General features: G+C 58.9%; 16 protein-coding genes. 11 read left to right on the forward strand and 5 right to left on the reverse strand.

All coding sequences use genetic code 11. The annotated features are described in order from the left end of the window. The first annotated feature begins 484 nt into the window (after positions 1–484). Together AX768_RS21150 and AX768_RS21155 are read left to right on the forward strand one after the other, a co-directional pair. Positions 485–1753 (forward strand): PQQ-dependent sugar dehydrogenase, encoded by a 1269-nt coding sequence (locus AX768_RS21150; RefSeq protein ID WP_062001969.1) that lies wholly within the window; start codon positions 485–487, stop codon positions 1751–1753. Then, positions 1750–2067 (forward strand): c-type cytochrome, encoded by a 318-nt coding sequence (locus AX768_RS21155; protein ID WP_062001970.1) that lies wholly within the window; start codon positions 1750–1752, stop codon positions 2065–2067. Before AX768_RS21150 ends, AX768_RS21155 begins: the two co-directional genes overlap by 4 nt. Positions 2068–2120: 53 nt before the next feature. Here the strand turns inward: AX768_RS21155 and AX768_RS21160 are convergent, their stop codons facing one another. Next, positions 2121–2819, reverse strand: a complete 699-nt coding sequence (locus tag AX768_RS21160; protein WP_062001971.1) for a haloacid dehalogenase type II — start codon at positions 2817–2819, stop codon at positions 2121–2123. A 50-nt stretch (positions 2820–2869) separates the two neighbouring features. Then, positions 2870–3508 (reverse strand): CGNR zinc finger domain-containing protein, encoded by a 639-nt coding sequence (locus AX768_RS21165; RefSeq protein WP_062001972.1) that lies wholly within the window; start codon positions 3506–3508, stop codon positions 2870–2872. Positions 3509–3684: 176 nt separating this feature from the next. On the opposite strand from AX768_RS21165, the gene AX768_RS21170 reads away from it, so the two are divergent. From AX768_RS21170 to AX768_RS21185, 4 genes are all read left to right on the forward strand, one after another. Beyond that, complete coding sequence (locus AX768_RS21170) at positions 3685–4380, forward strand: alpha/beta fold hydrolase (RefSeq protein ID WP_062001973.1); 696 nt, start codon at positions 3685–3687, stop codon at positions 4378–4380. Between the two features lie 18 nt (positions 4381–4398). Continuing rightward, on the forward strand, positions 4399–5259 hold the full coding sequence (locus AX768_RS21175) for an alpha/beta fold hydrolase (protein WP_062001974.1): 861 nt from the start codon (positions 4399–4401) through the stop codon (positions 5257–5259). 11 nt (positions 5260–5270) lie between these two features. After that, positions 5271–6041: an SDR family oxidoreductase gene (locus AX768_RS21180; protein WP_062001975.1), complete on the forward strand. Its 771-nt coding sequence runs from the start codon at positions 5271–5273 to the stop codon at positions 6039–6041. Positions 6042–6136: 95 nt separating this feature from the next. Then, positions 6137–6367, forward strand: a complete 231-nt coding sequence (locus tag AX768_RS21185) for an RBBP9/YdeN family alpha/beta hydrolase (RefSeq protein ID WP_062001976.1) — start codon at positions 6137–6139, stop codon at positions 6365–6367. A 12-nt stretch (positions 6368–6379) separates the two neighbouring features. On the opposite strand, the gene AX768_RS21190 is transcribed toward AX768_RS21185, so the two are convergent. Both AX768_RS21190 and AX768_RS21195 read right to left on the reverse strand, forming a co-directional pair. Continuing rightward, positions 6380–7000: a nucleoside/nucleotide kinase family protein gene (locus AX768_RS21190; RefSeq protein WP_062002390.1), complete on the reverse strand. Its 621-nt coding sequence runs from the start codon at positions 6998–7000 to the stop codon at positions 6380–6382. A 50-nt stretch (positions 7001–7050) separates the two neighbouring features. Next, on the reverse strand, positions 7051–7926 hold the full coding sequence (locus AX768_RS21195) for a sugar phosphate isomerase/epimerase family protein (RefSeq protein WP_062002391.1): 876 nt from the start codon (positions 7924–7926) through the stop codon (positions 7051–7053). Between the two features lie 221 nt (positions 7927–8147). Here AX768_RS21195 and AX768_RS21200 point away from each other — a divergent pair, with 221 nt between their 5' ends. The 5 genes from AX768_RS21200 (at position 8148) to AX768_RS21220 (ending at position 12756) form a co-directional block, all read left to right on the forward strand. Further along, positions 8148–9191 (forward strand): LacI family DNA-binding transcriptional regulator, encoded by a 1044-nt coding sequence (locus AX768_RS21200; protein ID WP_062001977.1) that lies wholly within the window; start codon positions 8148–8150, stop codon positions 9189–9191. A gap of 151 nt (positions 9192–9342) precedes the next feature. Next, complete coding sequence (locus AX768_RS21205) at positions 9343–9870, forward strand: 2,4'-dihydroxyacetophenone dioxygenase family protein (RefSeq protein WP_062001978.1); 528 nt, start codon at positions 9343–9345, stop codon at positions 9868–9870. Continuing rightward, on the forward strand, positions 9867–10616 hold the full coding sequence (locus AX768_RS21210) for an SDR family NAD(P)-dependent oxidoreductase (protein WP_062001979.1): 750 nt from the start codon (positions 9867–9869) through the stop codon (positions 10614–10616). The genes AX768_RS21205 and AX768_RS21210 overlap by 4 nt, the downstream gene beginning before the upstream one ends. An 87-nt stretch (positions 10617–10703) precedes the next feature. Further along, positions 10704–12005, forward strand: a complete 1302-nt coding sequence (locus tag AX768_RS21215) for an MFS transporter (RefSeq protein ID WP_062001980.1) — start codon at positions 10704–10706, stop codon at positions 12003–12005. A 22-nt stretch (positions 12006–12027) separates the two neighbouring features. Then, positions 12028–12756 carry an SDR family NAD(P)-dependent oxidoreductase gene (locus AX768_RS21220; protein WP_062001981.1) on the forward strand — a complete coding sequence of 243 codons (729 nt, stop codon included), beginning with the start codon at positions 12028–12030 and terminating at the stop codon, positions 12754–12756. On the opposite strand, the gene AX768_RS21225 is transcribed toward AX768_RS21220, so the two are convergent. Next, positions 12753–13154: an ester cyclase gene (locus AX768_RS21225; RefSeq protein ID WP_062001982.1), complete on the reverse strand. Its 402-nt coding sequence runs from the start codon at positions 13152–13154 to the stop codon at positions 12753–12755. The two genes, AX768_RS21220 and AX768_RS21225, sit on opposite strands and share 4 nt — an antisense overlap. Positions 13155–13373: the final 219 nt, after the last annotated feature.

The raw sequence follows: 13373 nt of genomic DNA on the forward strand, positions 1-13373 counted from the left end.
GACGTTGTTCGTCGACATCCAAGCCCGAAAAGCGGCGCGCACAAAGAGCATTTAGAATAATTGCCCAATGAATTACATTAACATTACGATAAAAGAGAAAAGCGCTTGACCCGTGAATTGCTTGCCGGAATACCGGATCTTGACCTGCATTCACGGACGGTCTATACCAGACACTCATGCTTTTCCTTTGAAGCTACGCGGCTGCCATTCACACCTTTAGTGATGCCTCAGGGAACGCTGTCAGGAATTGATGCACTGCGAGGAAGCAATGAACAAGACCTCCCGTTCATGCAGCGCTTCTCCCCGGCCACCGCCAAAGCTCGCGGACGCTCCCTCGCACAAAGCACACCGATCATGCTTGCGTCTCTATGACATCGTTTAGCGCGAGCATCGCACGCGGGCACGGCATGTTTCGTATCGCACATCACTTTTTGTCCGTAGTTGCAGTCAGTAAAAACGAAGCAACATCCCAGGAGACAAACAGATGAACGCAGCGCTCAAGCTTATGCCTGTTGCCGTTGGCGCGATGCTCGCCGCCCTGCCATGCGCCCAGGCGGCGCAGGACAACGTCAATACGCTTTCTAACTTCCAGCAAACGGGTAACACCACGCCCGCCGAAACCGTGCCGCAGGCCGGCCAGCGCGCCGACGCGCTGCGTGAAAATCTCAAGTCGATCAAACTGCCGCCGGGCTTCAAGATCGAGTTGTATGCGGTCGTGCCGGACGCGCGCCACATGGCGATCGAACCATCGACGGGCGTTGTCTTCGTCGGCACGCGCAAGGCGCGCGTATGGCAAGTGACCGACCGCACCAAGCGCCGGGTTGCGGACGATGTCGTCGCCTTTGCAAGTTCAGTGACGTTCAAGGTTCCCAACGGCGTATGTTTTTCGCCTGACGGTGTTCTTTACGTCATCGAGCAGAATCGTGTGCTTGCGTTTCCTGCAGCGCAATTCTTCGGAGAAGGCGGCAGCGATGTTGCGGCGGCCGTCGTCGTGCCTCAAGGCAAGCTGATTCCGACGCAGTTCGAAAGCTTCAATCATGGCGCGCGCGTGTGCCGCATCGGACCGGACAAGAAGTTGTATATCGCGCTGGGGCAGCCATGGAACGTGCCGCCAAAGGACAAGCTCGCCGAGCTCGACAAGAACGGTCTCGCGGGCATTATCCGCATGGATCAGGATGGCAAGAACCGCGAGATCTATGCACATGGCATACGCAATTCCGTGGGTCTCGACTTCAATCCGAAGGACAAGACGCTGTGGTTCACCGACAACCAGGTCGATGGCATGGGCGACGACATTCCGCCCGGCGAACTCAATCGCGCGACGAAAGCGGGCGAGAACTTCGGCTTCCCTTGGTATGGCGGCGGCAAGGTCCGCACAGTCGAATACAAGGACGCAACGCCACCTGCCGGCGTGGTGTTCCCGCAAGTCGAAATGGTGGCGCACGCGGCCGACCTCGGCATGTCGTTCTACACCGGCAAGATGTTCCCGGCGAAGTATCAGGGTGGGATATTCGATGCCCAGCACGGCTCGTGGAATCGCACGACGCCGATCGGCGCGCGCATCATGTTCACGCCGGTCAAGGATGACGGCACGGCTGGCGAGGCAGAGGTATTTGCTGAAGGCTGGCTCACGCCAACGGGCGAGTATATGGGCCGTCCGGTTGACGTGCAGCAGTTGCAGGACGGCTCGCTGCTCGTCTCCGATGACTTCGCCGGCGCAATCTATCGCATCTCTTACACGGGCGGAAAATGAAGAAATCATCGACGATGATGACGGCGGCGCTAGTCGCGGCCGCCGTGTGGTCCGCACATGCGGCGCTCGCCGCCGACGTGCAGGCTGGACGCGCCAAAGCCCTGCAATGCCAGGCATGTCACGGCATTGACGGCCTCGCGAAGATTCCGGACGCACCCAATCTCGCCGGACAAACCGAGGAGTATCTGGTCAAGGCGCTGAACGATTTCAAATCCGGCGCGCGCCAGAACGAGATGATGACAATGATGGCCAAGCCGCTATCCGATACCGATATCGCGAATCTTGCCGCGTACTATCACAGTCTTCGGCCGTGATGGAAACGGGCGGCTTATGCTTCTGCATCTAGCCGAAGCCGCCCCGTTTTTTCTCAGGCCAAAGGCGCATTCCGTTCAGCGCCATCGAACAGCCGCGCCACTTCATCGAGCCCGCGCAACTCCCAGTCCGGCGCCTGCCCCATCTCATCAAAGGTCCCGCCGCCGCGATTGATCCAGCACGTCAAGAAACCGAAATATCGCGCACCGGTTGCATCCCACGCGTTCGACGACACAAACAGAATCGATCCGCGCGCAAGTCCAAAAACCCGCTCGGCCAATGCGTACGCTTGATCATGCGGTTTAAATATCCGAACCGGATCGACGCTGATCAGATGATCGAATTCATCGCGAAGACCGCCGTTACCCACCACCGCGCCGATGGAATGCGGCGAACCATTTGACAGCACCGCCAGTTTCAGCCCGCGCGCCCGTAATTCGCGCAGCGCCGCAGGCACTTCCGGAAACGATTGCAATCGCAGATAGGCATCACATAGCGTGCTGCAAGCCGGTTCATCGAGATCGAGCCGTAGATGTTTGCACGTATAGCGCAGTGCATCTTCCGTTGCCTGTTCGAAGGTCACGTAGCGGTTCATCAGGCTGCGCAACCACGTGTATTCGAGTTGTTTTTGCCTCCACACCGTACTGACTTCGCGTCCCCGTCCCGGAAAGCGTTTTTCGCACTGGTCGATGACCGAATGAACATCGAACAGGGTTCCATAAAGATCGAATGCGATCGCCTTGATATGGTTCATCTCACGCTCCTCAATACATGGTCGCAACACGCCGATACAAGCTCAAGACTCTAAAGTCCGCCGCTCTCCTGATCCTTGAGACGCTTGCGGTGTGCGGCAACCTTCGCGCGGTTGCCGCAGGCAGCCATGCTGCACCATCGGCGAGCGTGACCGCGGGTGTGATCTGCGAACATCAGCGTGCACGTCGGACCCTCGCACGCTTTTACGTACGTGAAGTCCTCCTCGCAGACGAGCTTCGCGAGCGCTTCGGCTATTGGCATAAGCAGTGATTCTGGTGAATCCCAACGTCGAACCGCCTGAAGTTCGAGACGCGCGACGCCATCCAGTGAATGTTTGACGATTTGCCGATGCTGCTGGTCACGCTCGAGTAGCTGATTCAAGGGTCCAAGTTCACGAAGGTCCTTTGGCGCCAACGGCCGTCCCTTCCTCTTCCGCGTAAATCCCCTGAACCATTCCCGCAGTTCGCGTGCTTTCGCCGCCAAGTCGTCAAGTTCGGCCGCGGTGGAACGGCTTCTGATCGCTTCGATTGCAGCGGATGGCGCAAGCCCCGCCTGCGTCAGCCACGACAACAGGCCCTCGCCATTGGGTATCCAGTCAACTTGTTCATCTACGGGCGTTGCGACCGAGTTCAGGAAATCAAGGCCGGGCGCGTCGGCCACGAACATCGCGGGTATTTGGCGGTAATCCATCTTTTACGGCGATCCGAAATAACGATAATGGAATCGTAACCACTAAAACGCCACTTGACAAGTTACATCGTCCGTGTAACCTTTCAATAGGCAATGAGACGGTTACATATAAGCACCTCGTTAATCAGAGCCGTAGGCGCGTATCTACGTCACGTTTATCTTTGGAGGATCAAGACATGCCGGCTGGAAATGTAAGTGCGGTGCTCGTACACGGCGCGTGGGCAGACGGATCGAGTTGGAGCAAGGTCATCGAAAGGCTGGAGGCGCAAGGTATCAATGCGATCGCCGCGCCCCTGCCGCTCAGTTCGTTGCCAGACGACGTGGCAGCGCTTGAAAGAACACTGGAACGCGTGGATGGTCCCGTGGTTCTCGCAGGACATGCCTATGCCGGTGCGGTGATCGGATCGGCGCGCGCCGAGAAAGTCAGGGCCTTGGTCTACGTGGCCGCGTTGGCGCCCGATGAGGGCGAAACCGTCGGCGACGTATTCAATCGCGGCAAACCGCATCCGCTTGCGCCCACACTATCGCCGGACAAGCATGGCCTGATCTGGTTGCCAAAGAAAGCCTTTGCGGACGCGTTCGCGCAGCATGCGAGTTCGCAAGAGCTGACCGTGCTGGAAGCGGTTCAGCGCCCTGTTTCCGTTTCGTGTATCGGGGTGGCAGTGGGGCGTCCTCTCTGGAAGGACCGGCCAAGCTGGTTCCTGATTGCCAATGAAGACCGGATGATCATTCGCGACAACCAGCAATTCATGGCACAGCGCATGAACGCGCTCGTGCATTCATATCCCGTCGATCACACGCCGATGATTACGTCGCCGGATGCCGTGACCAGTGTGATCATCGAAGCGGCTCGCGCAGTTGCCGCTCAATAACTTCGGAAGGAAGAACTCATGTCCGCCACTACCTATCGCTCTGCTGACGTTGACGGCTTCAAGGTGTTTTATCGTGAAGCGGGTCAACCCGGCGCGCCAAAGTTATTGCTCCTGCACGGCTTTCCAAGCTCGGGCCACATGTTTCGCGACCTGATTCCGAGGCTCGCCGACCGCTTCCATATCATCGCGCCGGATCTGCCTGGCTTCGGGCAATCGGACATGCCAGGCCGCGAAGCGTTTACGTACACGTTCGAGAACATCGCCAAGGTCATTGGACGGTTGACCGAAGTTGTCGGTTTCGATCGCTTTGCAATCTATGTTTTCGACTACGGCGCGCCAACGGGATTTCGTCTGGCGCTCAGTCATCCTGAACGAATTACCGCGATCATCTCGCAGAACGGCAACGCGTACGAAGAAGGTTTGAGCGATGGCTGGAATCCCATTCGCGCCTATTGGGAGGATGCGTCGAGTGCGAATCGCGAAGCGCTGCGTGCAATGCTCACGCACGACACGACCTTCTGGCAATACACGCACGGTGTCCCGGACACCACGCTCGTGTCGCCCGACGGCTATTCGCTCGACGACTTCTATTTGAGCCGTCCCGGCGCGGATGAAATTCAGCTCGACCTGTTCGGCGACTATAAAAGCAATGTCGCGTTGTACCCGTCGTTCCAGGAATATTTCCGGACCCATCGTCCACCCTTTCTCGCGGTGTGGGGAAAGAACGATCCGTTCTTCCTGCCACCGGGCGCCGAGGCGTTCAAGCGCGACATTCCCGATGCGGTCGTACGTTTCTTCGATACCGGGCATTTCGCGCTTGAAACGCATGCCTCGGAAATCGCTTCGGCCATCACCGAATTTCTGATTCATAAATCCTGAGGAGACGCGAAATGTCCACGAAGGTAGCTATCGTCACGGGAGCGAGTCAGGGCATCGGCCGCTCGACCGCCATCCGGTTGGCGCGTGATTTTTCGTCGATCGTGCTTGTCGCGCGCAATCGCGAGAAGCTCGACCAGACAGCAGACGACGTGAAGAAAGCTGGCGCACGAGCGCTGGTCATCGATGCCGATTTATCTCACCCGGAAGTGGCGCAGGACGTCGTCGACAAGACGCTGTCAGCGTTCGGGCAGATCGACGCGCTGCTCAATATTGCGGGCGCCGTACCGCAAATCGATCTTTTCGATATGACCGATGACCAATGGGAACGCGGCCTTGCACTGAAGCTGCACGGCGCCCGGCGATTGACGATCGCAGCATGGCCAGCGCTCAAGAAGACATCGGGGTCCGTGGTGCTGATGTCGGGCAACTCCGCGCTCTTCCCCAAGGCCCCGTATGCGGCGGTCGGCACGATCAACGCGGCGATCGTGGCGCTGGCAAAGGCGTTTTCGGACCGTGGCATTGCCGACGGCGTACAGGTCAACAGCGTGCTGCCTGGCCCGGTCATGACCGGCCGCCGCCAATCCTACCTCGAGCACTGGGCGCCGCTTCACGACATGACGGTTGAAGAAGCAACGGCGAGATTTCCTGCGGAAGCGCAGATCGCGCGGTTTGGCACGCCCGAGGAGATAGCGGAGCTGATGGCATTCATTGTGTCGCCGGCGGCGCACTGGATGACAGGATCGACGCTGAGGATGGACGGCGGAGAGGTCAAGTCGATTTGATTTCTCTTGAGAGAGATGCGTACGCGGGTGGTTTGTTCAGTAACATTCGAGGGGACGCATCACCTTCCCGAGTAGATGTTCAAAGCACCTGTACGATGACACGCCTGCTACACCGGCAGCCCAGTTCAGGAGAAGATCCGTTTCCTTCCATTGTCGTTTCGAGCGGCGACGATCCTTATGGCAGAGAGAATCATGCGCGGTCGTGCGCGGCTGCGTGGGGCAGCGAATGGATCGATGCCGGCGCACGCGGACATCTCAACGCCCAGAGCGGTCTGGGCGATTGGGCCGACGGATTGAAGCTCGTGGAAAAGCTTAAGGCTCGCTGACAGCAAGCGAAGTTACGCAGGCCATTCAAAAACCAGGTCAGCGCGCGCACGCGTCAACTCGATGAGCGCCGCGTTGACCTCGTCAGTTTGCTGCACCCATGTCTTTGCAGCGTCTTCATCGCGGCCGAATCGTATGTGGCGTGCAACGAGCCGCTGCACACGCAGTTTCCGGTCGACATCGACGTACCAGGCTTCGTCGAGCAACGATCTAACCGCGTTCCAATGTCCGCGCTGCAGCAGCAGGTAATTGCCTTCCGTGATCACGAGCGGAATGTCGGCCATCACCGGAATTGCGCTCGCAATCGGCTCCTCGATCTCGCGGCGAAACGTCGGGGCGTAGATGATCTCCCCTTCACGCTGCGCGCGAATCCGGCTTAGCAACGCAACGAAACCGGCGCTGTCGAAGGTATCTTCCGCACCCTTTCGTGAAGCGCGTCCAAGACGTTCGAGCTCCACATTCGCAAGGTGAAAGCCGTCCATTGGCACGACTACGGCGCGGCCCGGGAATGCATCGAGAATGGCCTGCGCAAGCGTCGATTTACCCGCGCCGGGTGCACCCGCCAGCCCGAGAATGCTGCGCTGACCGCTTGCAACAAGCTGCTGCAAGCGGTCCATATAACGGTCTTCGATCATCGACTCCATCCAAGAGTAGTGCAATAAAAGTAGTGCGATACACGCTTTCGTTAATGGTGCGCCTTCGCCTTGGCGGCCGCGTTGATGCCGCCGGCCATGAACGCCCGCGCGTGCGTTGCGAGGTCCATGCTGTCCTCCCACAGGTTGCGCCAGATCGCCAGCGCGTTCGATAACTGCTCGTTCACGACCGTTGATGAAAAGCTCTCGAAGGTCACGACGCCCTTGTAATCGATCATGGCGAGCGCGTGGAAAAACTGCGCGAAGTCGATAGTACCCGAGCCCAGGTAACCACGATTGCTTTCGCCGATATGAACATAGCCCAGGCGCTTGCCGCATGCCAGCACCGGCTGCATGAAGTCCGATTCCTCGATGTTCATGTGATAGGTATCGAGGTGCACGACCACGTTGGGGGCATCGACTTCGTCGAGCATGTCGAGCGCTTGCGACGCCGTGTTCAGCAGGTTGCTTTCATAGCGGTTCACGACCTCCAGGCCGAGCGTCACGCCTTTCTTCAACGCGAAATCCGCAATACGCTTGAGCGAATCGACCGCGTGACGCCGGCCTTGCGGCGTGATCGGCGCGGAGTACTTCGCCATCGCGCCATACAGGATGCCGCCGAAATAGTTGCCGCCGAGTTCGGCGGTGATGCTCACGCCCTCTTCCAGCAACGCGAGACCGCGCGAGACCGCTGCGGGATCGTCGCTTGAGACATCGGCGTCGAAAGTGAGGCCGCGGGAGCAGCCGATCTCCAGGCCATGCTCCTGGAGCAGGTCACGCGTAAGCGACAGGTCCATGACCTTGGGACCATGAAGCGATAGTTCGACAAGGTCGAACCCCGCCGCCTTGGTCTGGCTGATGACCTTGCGAGTGGATTCCGGCGTGAGATCGCCCGCCCAGACCAATGCGTGAACGCCTAATTTGTTCATTTCATGACTCCTTGCATATTGACCGCGCATTGGCGGATCGAAAGTCGATAAGCGCGATTCGCGCTCTGTCATGATTTTGCTAAATCCATTTAGCAAACCGTCTAAAAAGATGCTGAATCCATTCAGCAAATAGATCAACTATCGGATACCCTGATAGGGCGGCCGCGCAAACCGCGTCAGCCTCTTGCTGCGAACGGAATGAACTGAAAATGGAACCTGAGATGGCCCGCACCGGCACCACACGCAAATCCACGATCTACGACATCTCCAGGGCGACCGGCACATCGGTGGCGGCGGTGAGCATGGTCCTCAACGGGACGTGGGCGCGCTATCGGATCAAGGAAGAGACGGCGAACCGCATTCTCGAAAGCGCCCAGCAACTCGGCTACAACGTGAACATGGCCGCACGCGGGCTGCGGCTGTCGCGCTCAGGTCTGGCCGGCATGATCCTCCCTCATTACCGGAACCGCTTCTTCGCGGGACTCGCCGAAACGTTCGAAGATCAGGCAAGAAGGCGCGGCTTGTGCCCGATCGTCGTGAGCACGCAGCGCGATCCGGCGGTGGAAACCAGCGTCACCGAAACACTGCTTTCGCAGCGCGTCGAAGTGCTGTTCATCACGGGCGTGCGCGATCCTTCCCCGCTCAACGCGCTGTGCGCGGCGGCAGGCGTTCCGTGCGTGAACGTGGACTTGCCGGGCGCGGACGCGCCGTCCGTTGTCTCCGATAACCACGGCGGCGCCCGCGCGCTCACCGACGTGCTCATCGACAAGATGCAGGCCCGCGGAGACCTGGCCGAGGAGCTAGTGTTTCTTGGGGGTATCGAGAACGAGTACGCGACGGACAAGCGTATCGATGGTTTTCGCGAGGCATTCGCGGCACGCAATCTGGCGCCTGCAATCGATGCCGTGGAATGTTGCGGCTATAACGCATCCGACACCCGCCGCGCACTCGCCCGACGTGTCGAGCAGCTCGGCCGCCTTCCCGCGGGTTTGCTGATGAACTCGATTACGGCGTTCGAAGGACTGGTTCAGTTTGCATCGGCGTTACCTCGGGAAGCCTGGCAGTCGTCCGTGTTCGGATGCTTCGACTGGGACCCTTTCGCGGCCCACCTTCCTTTCGATGTCACCATGATGCGCCAGGACGTCGAGGCCATCATTTCAGAGGCCTTCGCGCTGGCCGATGGCCACGACCCTGCAGCGCACCCGCTTGTTATCGTGCCGACGGGCTTTGGCCGCATGCTCGACGAGCAGGATCAGGCTATCTAATCGCGTTCAAAACACGCGAACATCTTGACCCGATTTAGGTATCGCTGTTGCCTCGGTAAATACCCGAGGATTGACTCGACATTGCAAAACTTTAATAATTAATCACATTGTGGACGCACGTCCATATTGTGGACAAATAAAAGGTTGCCCCATGCCAGATACCGTCAATACCTACCCCGCCACCATGCCTTACCAGCTTCCTTTCCCCAAGGAAGCACAGAAGGAAGTCGTGGTGCCGTTCGCGATTCCGACCGATGAACGCGTATGGGTGCCGCAAGCCGAAAATGTATCGTTCCGTCCGCTGTGCCTCAACGCATCGCAAGGTTACTGGATGAACCTGCTGCGCGTGCGCAAGTCAGGCGTTCTGAGCCGGCATCGTCATCCGCAAGGCGTTCATGGATTCGTTTTGAAGGGACGGTGGAAGTACCTCGAACACGAATGGACTGCGACCGAAGGCAGCTACGTCTATGAGCCGCCCGGCGAGACCCATACCTTGTATGTGCCTGAAGACGTCGAAGAGATGATCACGTATTTCCAGGTCAACGGCGTGATGTTCTACTGTGATCCGTACGGTAACTACACCGGCTACGAGGACGTGTTCACCAAGATCGAGATGTGCCGCAAACACTATGCATCGGTGGGACTGGGCGAGGATTACGTGGACCAGTTCATTCGATGAACCCGCATTCTTCCTGCGCACGCTACGACTTCACCGGCCGGGTAGCGGTCGTGACGGGCGCGGCCGGAGGCATCGGCCGCGCGATCTGCGATGCATTCATCGACAACGGTGCGTCGGCGGTGAACTGGGATCGGATCGCGGGCAACGTCGATACACCAAACGCACCCGCGCATTTTCATGTCGACATCACGGACCCCGCGTCCATTGAAGCGGCGTTGGCCGCGACCATCGACCGGTTTGGCCGCATCGATTACCTGGTGAACAATGCGGGCTTCGCCGGTTCCACACAGCCGCTCGATGAATGCGACCCCGACGAATGGCAACGCGTGATCGAAGTCAACCTTCTCGGCACTTATCACGTGAGCCGCATCGTGCTGCCGGGCATGCGTAAAGCGCAGAGTGGGCGTATCGTCAACGTGGCGTCGCTTGCAGGCAAGGAAGGCACGGCGAACGCATCGGCTTATAGCGCGGCAAAAGCGGGAGTCATCGCAATGACCAAGTCGCTGGGCAAGGAACTGGCGCTGACCGGGATCCTGGTGAACGGCATCGCGCCCGCAGCAGTTGACACACCTTTGCTCAGGCAGATGGCCGCGTCTCACGTGCAGACCATGATCGATAAAAGTCCGATGGGCCGGCTTGGTACAACACAAGAAGTGGCCGCCCTCGCACTATGGTTATGCTCGGATTCCTGCACCTTCAATACAGGCGCAACCTTTGATCTCTCCGGAGGCCGCGCGACCTACTGACCATAGGGCGAACAGGCATCACGCACCAATACGCACCAATAAGAAAGCAGTCATTGCTCACGACAATTCCACGCAGGAGACAAGCACATGCTACAAAAATCCCCGCGCCTCAAGCGCACGCAGGTCGTTGCGGTCACGTTCCTGACCATTGCGGGTATCGTCAATTATCTGGACCGTTCAACGCTTTCCATCGCAAACCATTCAGTGAGCCAGGAGTTGCATCTCTCGGCTTCGCAAATGGGCTTGCTGTTGTCCGCATTTTCGCTTGCCTATGCGTTCGCACAGCTTCCTGTAGGCGCACTACTGGATCGATTCGGTTCGCGGGCAATGCTCGGGCTCGGCATGCTGGTATGGTCGGTCGCGCAACTCGCGGGCGGCTTCATCCAGACGCTCAATCATTTTCTTCTGGCGCGGATCGTCCTCGGGGTCTCGGAAGCGCCCTTGTTCCCGGCTGGGGCGAAGGTCGTCAACGAGTGGTTCGCCGTACATGAGCGAGGACGCCCAACCGGCACCTTTGTTGCGTCATCGACCATTGCGCCGATGATCGCCCCACCGCTCCTGACGGTGTTGATGCTTTCGTTCGGATGGCGAACGATGTTCATCATCATGGGCGCTCTCGGCATACTGGTTTCGATCGGCTGGTATGTGCAGTATCGAAATCGCGATGAAGTCGCCCTGGACGAATCGGAGATCGCTTATCTGGAATCGGACCACAAGGTCGAACCGCGGGCAAAGGGCGTGAGCCTGGCCGAATGGGGGAACCTGTTCAAGCTGCGCAATACGTGGGGCATGGTCTTCGGTTTCATGGGCGTGATCTACATGGTGTGGCTGTATCTCACCTGGCTGCCGGGGTACCTCGAAAACGAACGTCACCTGAGCATTGCGCATACCGGCTGGCTGGTATCCATACCTTATGTTTTCGGGACCATCGGCATGGTGTCGAGCGGCTATATTGCCGACCATCTGCTCAAGCGCGGCATGGCGCCTATTCGCAGCCGCAAGTGGCCGCTTTGCATCGGGCTGGTGGGCGCCGCTGCTTTCACGGTCCCCGCTGCTTATACGCCGAGCACCACGCTTGCCATCGTCTATATCTCGTTCGCCATGTTCTTCGTGAATATGTCGAGTGGTACCGCATGGGCGCTGGTCAGCGTCGCGGCGCCGCGTCACCTGGTGGCGTCGCTTGGCAGCATGCAGAACTTCGGCGGATACCTTGGCGGATCATTCGCGCCGATCATCACCGGCATCGTGGTCGACCAGACGCATTCATTTGTCAACGCGCTCCTGATCAGCGCAGCAGTCGCCTTCGCCGCCGCGCTCGTGTATCTGTTCGTGGTGAAAGAGGTGGCGCCTGAAACGTTGCCCGCCGCAGTCGAGACACAGCCGACGTAAATTTTCATTCCCAGGATCGAACATGACTTTCAAGGACAACCTGCTCGAAGGCCAGGTGGCGCTCGTCACCGGCGGCCTGACCGGCATTGGCGCGGCCATCGCGAATCGTCTTTCGCAGTTGGGCGCGCGTGTGGTGGCGGCCGGCTTGCCGCCTGGACCGGAAACACCCGACGTATTGGATGCAGCGGTGCGCAAGGTCACGCTGGACGTGCGGTCGACCGCCGACGTCAATGCCGTGCTGAAGGAGTTCGATCAGCTCGATATCGTAGTTAACTGCGCGGGCGTGATTCGGCGCGGCGCCGAGCATGAAGTCGATGTGTTCGAGGATGTCGTCGATATCAACCTGCACGGCACCATGCGCGTCTGCTCCGGCGCGCGAGAGTTGCTCAAGGCGTCGTCGGGATGCATCGTGAATACGGCTTCTATGTTGAGCTTCTTCGGTGGCGGACTGGTTCCGGCCTATAGCGCGAGCAAGGGTGCGATTTCGCAACTGACGAAGTCGCTCGCCATTGCCTATGCTGCGGACGGCATTCGCGTGAACGCTGTCGCTCCAGGCTGGATTGCCACCCCTTTGACGCAGGCCTTGCAGGAAGACAGCGGACGCTCGCAGGCCATCCTCGAGCGCACGCCCATGAAACGCTGGGGCGGCCCCGAAGAAGTCGCGCAGGTCGTGGCGTTTTTATGCTCGCCGGCGGCGTCGTTCATGACTGCGGCGATCGTGCCAGTGGACGGGGGTTATCTCGCCGCTTAGGAACCTGCGCCATGTAGCTGGGCTTCGATAGCGGCCTTGTCGATCACTGACCACACCTCTGCGATCTTCCCTTCCCGGAACTGATAGAAGACATTCTCGGCAAACGAAACCGTCCTGCCGTTTACGGGAAGACCAAGGAACGTTCCCTTTGGCGTACACGCGAAAGCAAGGCGGCTCGCTATGAATGGCGGGTCAGCGACCAATAACTGGATGTTGAAGTGCAGGTCGGGGATTTCATCGAAGTCTCTTTCCAGCATCCCGCGATACCCGGCGAGCCCGAAACGCTTGCCGTTATGAGACGCGTCCTCATGAACGAACAGTCCGAGTTGCGGCCAGTCCTGCTTGTTCAGGCACGCAATGTAGGCCCGATAGATGTCGGCGAGGTCAGTTTTTTCCAATTGCGATTCTCCTGATTGATGGGGAGGTTCCGGCCGCAAGCGCCAGGCATTCGCGGACAATCTTATATAAGTTCGGCACGCGCGGCTCAAGCCGCCGCACAAGCTCGATCGTGCAAAAATCCAGCCTCTGTCCTTGCGCCTTCGCAAAACGGCTGCTTGCAATGACGGGTCGAAGCGAAAGTGCGTACATGCCTGTTTGGTAAAATGCGCGATACACAC

It is taken from the genome of Burkholderia sp. PAMC 28687 (assembly GCF_001577465.1).
Lineage (GTDB): Bacteria > Pseudomonadota > Gammaproteobacteria > Burkholderiales > Burkholderiaceae > Caballeronia.

Bases quoted from the DNA above. Each gene is read 5' to 3' on its own strand.
- AX768_RS21150 (WP_062001969.1), top strand. From the start codon at position 485: ATGAACGCAGCGCTCAAGCTTATGCCTGTTGCCGTTGGCGCGATGCTC.
- AX768_RS21155 (WP_062001970.1), top strand. From the start codon at position 1,750: ATGAAGAAATCATCGACGATGATGACGGCGGCGCTAGTCGCGGCCGCC.
- AX768_RS21160 (WP_062001971.1), bottom strand. From the start codon at position 2,819: ATGAACCATATCAAGGCGATCGCATTCGATCTTTATGGAACCCTGTTC.
- AX768_RS21165 (WP_062001972.1), bottom strand. From the start codon at position 3,508: ATGGATTACCGCCAAATACCCGCGATGTTCGTGGCCGACGCGCCCGGC.
- AX768_RS21170 (WP_062001973.1), top strand. From the start codon at position 3,685: ATGCCGGCTGGAAATGTAAGTGCGGTGCTCGTACACGGCGCGTGGGCA.
- AX768_RS21175 (WP_062001974.1), top strand. From the start codon at position 4,399: ATGTCCGCCACTACCTATCGCTCTGCTGACGTTGACGGCTTCAAGGTG.
- AX768_RS21180 (WP_062001975.1), top strand. From the start codon at position 5,271: ATGTCCACGAAGGTAGCTATCGTCACGGGAGCGAGTCAGGGCATCGGC.
- AX768_RS21185 (WP_062001976.1), top strand. From the start codon at position 6,137: ATGACACGCCTGCTACACCGGCAGCCCAGTTCAGGAGAAGATCCGTTT.
- AX768_RS21190 (WP_062002390.1), bottom strand. From the start codon at position 7,000: ATGATCGAAGACCGTTATATGGACCGCTTGCAGCAGCTTGTTGCAAGC.
- AX768_RS21195 (WP_062002391.1), bottom strand. From the start codon at position 7,926: ATGAACAAATTAGGCGTTCACGCATTGGTCTGGGCGGGCGATCTCACG.
- AX768_RS21200 (WP_062001977.1), top strand. From the start codon at position 8,148: ATGGCCCGCACCGGCACCACACGCAAATCCACGATCTACGACATCTCC.
- AX768_RS21205 (WP_062001978.1), top strand. From the start codon at position 9,343: ATGCCAGATACCGTCAATACCTACCCCGCCACCATGCCTTACCAGCTT.
- AX768_RS21210 (WP_062001979.1), top strand. From the start codon at position 9,867: ATGAACCCGCATTCTTCCTGCGCACGCTACGACTTCACCGGCCGGGTA.
- AX768_RS21215 (WP_062001980.1), top strand. From the start codon at position 10,704: ATGCTACAAAAATCCCCGCGCCTCAAGCGCACGCAGGTCGTTGCGGTC.
- AX768_RS21220 (WP_062001981.1), top strand. From the start codon at position 12,028: ATGACTTTCAAGGACAACCTGCTCGAAGGCCAGGTGGCGCTCGTCACC.